We start from the raw sequence: 6663 nt of genomic DNA on the forward strand, positions 1-6663 counted from the left end.
CCGCCGACGCCGCTCCGGTGCCGTTCCTGCGGGTGGCCATGCCGGCCGCCGTCGCCGCGCTTCCCGCCGCCGCCGGGACCGTCACGTCGAGTGCCGGGACGCTCAGCACGCTCACCGCGGCGGCGGAGCTGGCCAACAAGGAGCGGCTCAGCAGCCGCGCCTTCAAGAGCCTGAGCAGCGAGCTGCGCGTGTCCCAACGCACCCTGCGGAACCTGATCATCAGCGCGGTCGATGAGGCCCGCCGCGCCGAGGCGGTGCTGCGGCTGCGCAACGCCGCCCGGTCCCTGCTCGCCGGCAGCGCCGCGAAAACCGTTCCCGCTACCATGGTGCTCAAGGGAGCCAGGACGGCGGTCAAGAGCGTCGGCCCGCGCGGGCTGCGGGAGTATCTGGTGGTCGGCGCGGGCGACCCGGAGATCGGCTGGGGGCTGGAGCAACTGGCCGCGGGCAGGCGTACGACCGTGGTGGCCGCGACCCGCAACGCCGGCGTTGACGCCGTCGTAGCCGGAAACGGTCGCTTCGTGCAGGGCGGCATCCTCGACCTCCCGGCCGGCTACCAGTGCACTGTCGCCCGGGAGGAACTGCTCAACCCGGCGCAGCTGCCCGACCCTGCGGCCTTCGTGACCCAGCGAGTGGACCGGCTGCGACAGGGCGGCCAGTGGATGGTCGTGACCGAGTCGCCGGCATTTGCCCAGAGCCTCGCCCAGGTCGCGCCCCGCCCCGGAGTCCGCATCTGGACGACCGAGTACACCACCATCCGCAACGGGGTCGCCGTCCCGCGCCACGTCGTGGTCGTGGCCCGTCCCCGACCGACGACGATGACACCGATCAGCGCGCTGGTTCAGCCTCCCGGACTGACCACTGCCCGGGCGGCCGGCTTCCTTCAGACCCTGCGGGACCCGGCCAACCTGCCCCGGCTGCAGCGCAAGCTCGCCGACCTGTGGCACCAGGGCATGCTGGAGGGCGGCCAGGTCGCCGACTGGGTGCTGCGCAACCTCACCGGCAATATCGGCGAGATCCTGGCGGACGGCTACAAGGCGGAGATCCTCGCCGCGCGCCGGGCCGAGGCGGCGACCGCCGACGCCGCCCTTCAGCAGGGCGTGCGCCGCGTCGACGGGGTGAGCGGGCAGTCCAAGGAGTTCACCGACGACCTGCTCACCGTCGAACGCGACGGCAACCTCATCGTGCTGGACGTCTTCGAGATCAAGGCTGGTCCGCGCGGCGGCCAGGAGGGCAGCGCCCAGCTGTTCGAGTGGATGGAGAACGAACTCGAGGTGGGCGACCGGATTCTCGTCGCCGGCAAGGAGTTCCGCTACGACCCGGCCGGCACCTCCCGCGGGCGGATCATCGGCCTCGGCCCGGCCCGACGCCACCTCGTGGTGGCCAAGGGCGCCGAGACGGCCGGACGGCGGACCGCGGACCTGGTCGCCGCGCCCGTGGTGCGCAAGACGTTGGACCTGTCCGCGGCCGAGATCCGCTACCTGGCCCGGCGCATCATCGAGGGACTGCCGCCGGTGCCCTGATCGGCGGCTACGCCTCCCGGTAGGCGGCCGCCGCGTCGTGCCACTCGGCGACCGCCAGCCGCTGGATCGTGTTGAAGTGGACGTTGGTGTTGTCCGGCGGCGGGGCGCCGACCCACGGGCGCAGCCTCACGGCCAGGTTGTCCGCGAGCGTCCGGGCGGTGGACGGTCGGGAGTTGAACCGCGCGTAGGTGAGAAACCGCCGGCTCAGCTCGTCGGGCACCGCGACCGGGGGCACCTTGCCCGCCAGGTAGGCGGTCATCTCGTCGAGGCGGGCGTGCAGCTCCGCGGCGACCAGCTCGATCGCCGCCGCCCATCCGTTCACCGTGCCTACCTCGAGGCTGCGGGTGAAGCCGGCCTCGGTCCGGACCTCGGTGCGGTCCCAGTTCACCGCGGCGGCGACGGCGGGGTCGACGTAGCCGGCGGTGACGAGGTTGAACATGTACTCGGCGCGCTCGTCGACGGCGCCGGCGGGCACCTCGGGTGGGATCGGGGGTCGGCCGACGGGGAGCCGGCCGGTGCGGTAGACGATCAGGTCGAGGCCGACGAAGTCGTAGGCCTGCAGGATCTCGTTGTGGTTGAAGGTGCCCGAGGCGGACAGTTCGTTGGCGCCGCCCTCGCCGAAGAAGACGACCTGCAGGAACTCCGGCGACAGCCCGTGCCGCCCGGCGGACTCCCGGAACAGGGCGTACAGCGCGCTCTGTGGGCGGTTCTTGTTCGCCCGAGGGACGATCCACGCCAGGTGCGCGTCCACGTTCCAGTTCGCAGTGGCCTTGTCCTGCAGCTCCGTCTGGCGAGGCGCGACCGCACGGTAGCCCTCCCAGACCATCGCCGCGTCGTAGGCGCGTAGGTGCGCGTCGATCGTGGCAGCCGGCGCCGCGCCGATCGCCACGTCGACGGCGGTCTGTGGCGGGCCGCCGATGAGCCGGGGCGGCGACGGTGGCAGGCTGAGTCGCACCTGGTCCCCGTCAAGCACTGCGGTCGGGTCGGCCGAGCGGGGGATGACCCAGAACCGGTAGGTGTCGTCGGTCAGCGGCACGTGGACGACGCCGGAGAGCGGTAGCCGCAGCGACTCGGTCGGGCCGCCCGTGCTCGGCGCCAGCACAGCTGGTGAGCGGGGTAGGGGCGCCGGGGCGCGGCGCTGAGGTCGGAGCCGGGCAGTGGGGGACGTCTCAGCTCGATGCGTCGGTATCGCCGTCCGTCGGGCCGTGCGGCGGCGAGCGCTGTCCGCACCGGCCCTGCGGCGTGGTCGGGCGCGTACGCAAGGTCCGGCGCGGCTTGGAACAGGGCCCACGCGGAGACCACGCTGTGGGCCGGATGCGCCGGGTTGGACAGCTGGTCGGCCAGCGTACGCAACGCCGGAGGGACCAGCTGCTCTCCGGACAGGTCGTCATAGGCGGGCCGCTGGTGGAACCAGGTAGGAGCAAGTACTTCGAAGCTCGTCGACGCTACGGTCACGCGCAGCTCTGTTCGCGCGTCGGACGTCGGTGCCGCGACGACGGGCATCGGCAGCAGGGCGGTGTCCTTGGTCGCGTCGGCGGGGTCGACGGTGACCCGGAGCCGGCCGGTGCCGGACAGGAAGCCGATCACGAGCTTGCGGTGGTAGAACGGATCGTCCTCGGCGACGCTGACGCCGCCGAGAGCGAATCGTCGCCGCGGAACCCTGGCCAACGTGGTGAACAGGAACTCCGGCGTCAGTACGACCTTGCTGTACCGCACCAGTTGCGGTACCGGGTTGAAGCCCGGCAGGAGTTGCCGAAAGGCGTCCTCATGTCCGAAGGCCGGCGTTTTCAGCAGCAGGTCTCCGGTCACCGACCATCTGTCGTAGCGGCCCTCGACTACCTCCCCGGGCACGGTCGGGTTCTGCGCGGTGCTGTCCGGGATGAACTGGAGGGCACCCTCCCACAGCGGTGCGATCTCCACGGGAAGGTCCGGTGTGTCGGTCTCGAAGGACAGCTTCAATGTTTGGGGAAAGTTGTCCCCCGGCTTGGGGTCTCCTGCCAGGGACACCTCAGTGACCATCAGGTTACGCAGGCGGTCTTGCATGTCACCGCGGATCGGGGTGCGAAGAAACGTGTTGAGGCGCATGGATGCGCTCCTTCCGGCTGCACCATGACGGCACATCGGGGTGGGGGCCGCCAGGCATGGCCAGGCCGGGTTCAACGGCCCGAACTCGTCCACGCAGATCAACGGGCCGTCCGACGGTGGGTGGTCGTAGAGATCCAGGATCCGTCGCATCTCGACGTGAACCCCGGATCGGTGCTGGCCTGCCATCAGAGACCAGGCGCTAGTAGGTGACAGTCACCCGAATCTTCGCCCAGGTAACTCGACCAACGATTCCGTCGTCGTCGATGCCTTGTATCCGCTGGTACCAGCGGACACCTGCCTCGGTGTGTGTGTCGTATGTCCCGCTCGGCTCTCCGCACTGTCGCTCCCCGATGAACCGCTGGACGAACGCGACGTCGTCGCCGCTCATCCCACGCCGCACCGTTCGCGTCCCGGGCCGGTGGCCAGCCGGCGTCGCCCGTGGTTTCGGCTTCGGCTTCGTCGCCTCCCGCAGCACGGCGATCGTCCTGGAGCCGACGATGCCGTCCACGGTCAGCTTCCTGGCCTTCTGAAAGGCGCGTACCCAGGCGTGCGTCGCTGAGCCGAACACCCCGTCGACGACCAGGAGGGCGCCGAGCTTGTTTGCGAGGTTTTGGAGCTCCCGCACATCGCTGCCCTTGCTGCCGGTGTGCAGCGTGCGGTCGCCGAGCTTCGAGGCGGACGAGGTGGGGATGCCCCACGTCCGGGTACTGTCCTCGCGGCTGCGCGTGTGGCTGACGCTGACGTGGATGTGCTTGTCGTGGGGGTTGGACCCGGTGTAGCGGGCGGGCCGGAATCCGCGGCTGCGGCTCCATATGGTGCGGTCGAAGATGACGTACTCCGTCGACGGGTGCTGAATGCACCGGCGGACGACCAACAGCGGGTCGATGCCGTCCTTGTCAATGTCGAGGGCGTTGACCGAGCCGTCGTCCCCATCCGGGTTGTGATCAGACTTGCGCGCCTGGTGGGCCGCATCGCCGATCCACCCGTCGGACGCCCGATCCCGGTGCGGCCAGCGCTTGTTGACCTCGTTCCGCAGCACCTTCAATGTCGGCGCCAGGTGGGCTCCCAACTTACTCCTCCTCCTCGACCGCCGTGAGGTCGTACTCGACCAGCTCGCCGATGTGCTCCTCCGGGTTGTCGTCCTCGTCGAAGCAGGTGACCACCAGGTCTTCGGTCTCCGTGCTCATCCCTTGCTCCCCTTCGTCTGAGGTGGTCAGCAAGTTACGGCCCAACTCTGCGGCCGAAATTTTCCCGGCCGCAACAATCAGTCAGGTTCTTTGCAGAACATTTGCCGGCCTTGGCGGTTAGCGCCACTGGATGGCCTCCGCAACTCGCGGATCAGCCGACAATTGGCAAACGAAGAGGCTAAGAGACGTCTCGAAACCCCGGTGTTTGTCCGGTAAGGACGATCATCGAGGATGCCGGGGTGCAGGTGATCTCCGCAGCCCGGGCCGAGTGGATCTTCCCGTTCACTGGGCTGCAGCCAGCTCAGTTCCGGCGGCTGGTCCGTTTGGTCGGTCGAGAACCGGATCCGCGAGTACGGCGACGGCTGGCGCAGCCTTTTCATCTGCGAGGATTGCCAGACCGTGTCCTGCGACGCCACGGGATGGAACTGACCACCGCCGTCATCGCGCGCGATTCCTGCTCGTTACGGCTGTCCCGTTCTCAAGGTCAGGTGCACGGTTCTGCCGCTGGTCGCGGGTCGAAGCGCGGGCAGGAGCGGGTTTATGGTGGCCGGATGCTTGACCTGGGCAGGCTAGACCTGGAGGAGATCGCCACCGCGCTCGAGGACCAGACCGAGTACGAGCACCGATGGCTGATCAACCCGCAGACCGGCGAGATCGTGTTCTGGACGACGGACGGCGGCATCGACGGGCACACGCCCATCGACCTTGACGACCTCGACCTGGTCGGTATTGATCCGCTGCCGTCCTACGTCTGGTACCAGGACATGGCCGACTTTGTCGAGAGGATCAGTGACGCGGCGGCCGGCCGCAGACTCGCCCGAGCGATCCAGGGCAAGGGCGCCTTCCGCCGGTTCAAGAACGAGTTGCACGAGGAGTATCCGCACCTACTGCCAGCGTGGTACGCCTTCCGCGAGGTGCGCGCACAGCGGCGGGCTGTTGAATGGCTGGTCGACAACGCGCTGGTCGACGACGAAACGGGCGAGCGTTTCGTGGCCGAGCACCCAGATCCCGACCTTCCCTGAGCTGGCGCCCGCGCCGCGCGACTTCCTGCAGCACGAACGCACGCATCTGCCGCGGACCGGGCGCCACGCCCGGTGACGAGGTGCGGTAAGGGCGAACGCTCGGTCGTGCCGATGGCAGTGTGTGTCGGGGTTGCCGTGGACGCATACCCGTCCAAGGCGTCGATGTAGCGCTGGTCAGCTGGGGCAGCGAGACACGACCGGTGCGTCGCTACATCGACCGCCGGGCCCCTTCGTTCGGCTCAAGGCCGCGGGATGGGTAGCTCACGAAGCGGGTCGCCGCCGTCGATGAAGAGTCGGGCGTCTGCCTTGGTCGCCCCGGCGATACGCTGCAGCACCTGCTGACCAGCCTCGGGGTGGCGCCCGTCGAGGGCGCCAACGCGGACGGCGAACACGATCTCGTACGGCTCTTCCTGGGTCTGCAGGACGAAGTCTTCGGCCGCGACGCGGCGGACACTCATGCGGCCGGACCTGATTTCGTCCACTGCGGCTGCCTCTGCCTGGGCGATCGCGGTGGCAGACCGGTCGATGGCCAAGATGTGGCCGGTGGTGAGTCGGGCTGCGACCGCTCGTGCGGCCGCCCCGGGCCCGCATCCGATTTCGAGGACGCGGGAGTGCGGCTGAAGGGGAAGCGCGTTCACGATCGCGGCGAGGCGGGGCGACAGAGATCCCGGCACGGCCAGAAGGATAAGCGACGACTCGCCTAGGGCGTGTCCTGCCGATCTTGTAGTGGTTGATCGTTGACGATGTGCCGGTGGTGCGTCGTGGTGAACTGACCGATGAGGCGTGGGCGGTGATCGCGCCGCTGCTTCCCGAGCCGGGCGGTGCGCGGGGGCGGTGGCGGGATCACCG

The 6663-nt window shown here is 69.4% G+C and carries 6 protein-coding genes and 2 pseudogenes; 4 read left to right on the plus strand and 4 right to left on the minus strand.

Translation table 11 applies throughout. The annotated features are described in order from the left end of the window. The coding region (locus JNW89_RS23165; protein ID WP_238450482.1) for a hypothetical protein at positions 1-1520 on the plus strand (1520 nt) is incomplete at its 5' end. Between the two features lie 7 nt (positions 1521-1527). On the opposite strand, the gene JNW89_RS23170 is transcribed toward JNW89_RS23165, so the two are convergent. The 3 genes from JNW89_RS23170 to JNW89_RS23180 all read right to left on the minus strand — a co-directional run bounded on the left by JNW89_RS23170 (position 1528) and on the right by JNW89_RS23180 (position 4674). Continuing rightward, positions 1528-2622: a hypothetical protein gene (locus JNW89_RS23170; protein ID WP_238450483.1), complete on the minus strand. Its 1095-nt coding sequence runs from the start codon at positions 2620-2622 to the stop codon at positions 1528-1530. Next, complete coding sequence (locus JNW89_RS23175) at positions 2547-3698, minus strand: hypothetical protein (protein WP_238450484.1); 1152 nt, start codon at positions 3696-3698, stop codon at positions 2547-2549. Before JNW89_RS23175 ends, JNW89_RS23170 begins: the two co-directional genes overlap by 76 nt. A 106-nt stretch (positions 3699-3804) precedes the next feature. Then, entirely contained in the window at positions 3805-4674 is an 870-nt protein-coding gene (locus JNW89_RS23180; RefSeq protein WP_238450485.1) for a peptidoglycan-binding protein, read from the minus strand. Between the two features lie 357 nt (positions 4675-5031). On the opposite strand from JNW89_RS23180, the pseudogene JNW89_RS38975 reads away from it, so the two are divergent. Both JNW89_RS38975 and JNW89_RS23190 read left to right on the plus strand, forming a co-directional pair. After that, positions 5032-5199, plus strand: a pseudogene (locus JNW89_RS38975) (IS5/IS1182 family transposase); the annotation flags it as partial. A gap of 144 nt (positions 5200-5343) precedes the next feature. Further along, entirely contained in the window at positions 5344-5814 is a 471-nt protein-coding gene (locus JNW89_RS23190; protein WP_238450487.1) for a UPF0158 family protein, read from the plus strand. 239 nt (positions 5815-6053) lie between these two features. Here JNW89_RS23190 and JNW89_RS23195 read toward each other — a convergent pair whose 3' ends face one another. Next, the gene (locus tag JNW89_RS23195) at positions 6054-6488 is read right to left on the minus strand and encodes a methyltransferase domain-containing protein (protein ID WP_238450486.1); all 435 of its coding nucleotides are present in this window, start codon (positions 6486-6488) and stop codon (positions 6054-6056) included. 80 nt (positions 6489-6568) lie between these two features. On the opposite strand from JNW89_RS23195, the pseudogene JNW89_RS38155 reads away from it, so the two are divergent. Then, positions 6569-6663: pseudogene (locus JNW89_RS38155) on the plus strand (IS5/IS1182 family transposase); the annotation flags it as partial.

The sequence above is a fragment of the Micromonospora sp. 4G55 genome, assembly GCF_016803375.1.

What these genes read in the sequence shown, in the direction of transcription:
- JNW89_RS23190 (WP_238450487.1), top strand. Translation starts at nt 5,344, where the DNA reads ATGCTTGACCTGGGCAGGCTAGACCTGGAGGAGATCGCCACCGCGCTC.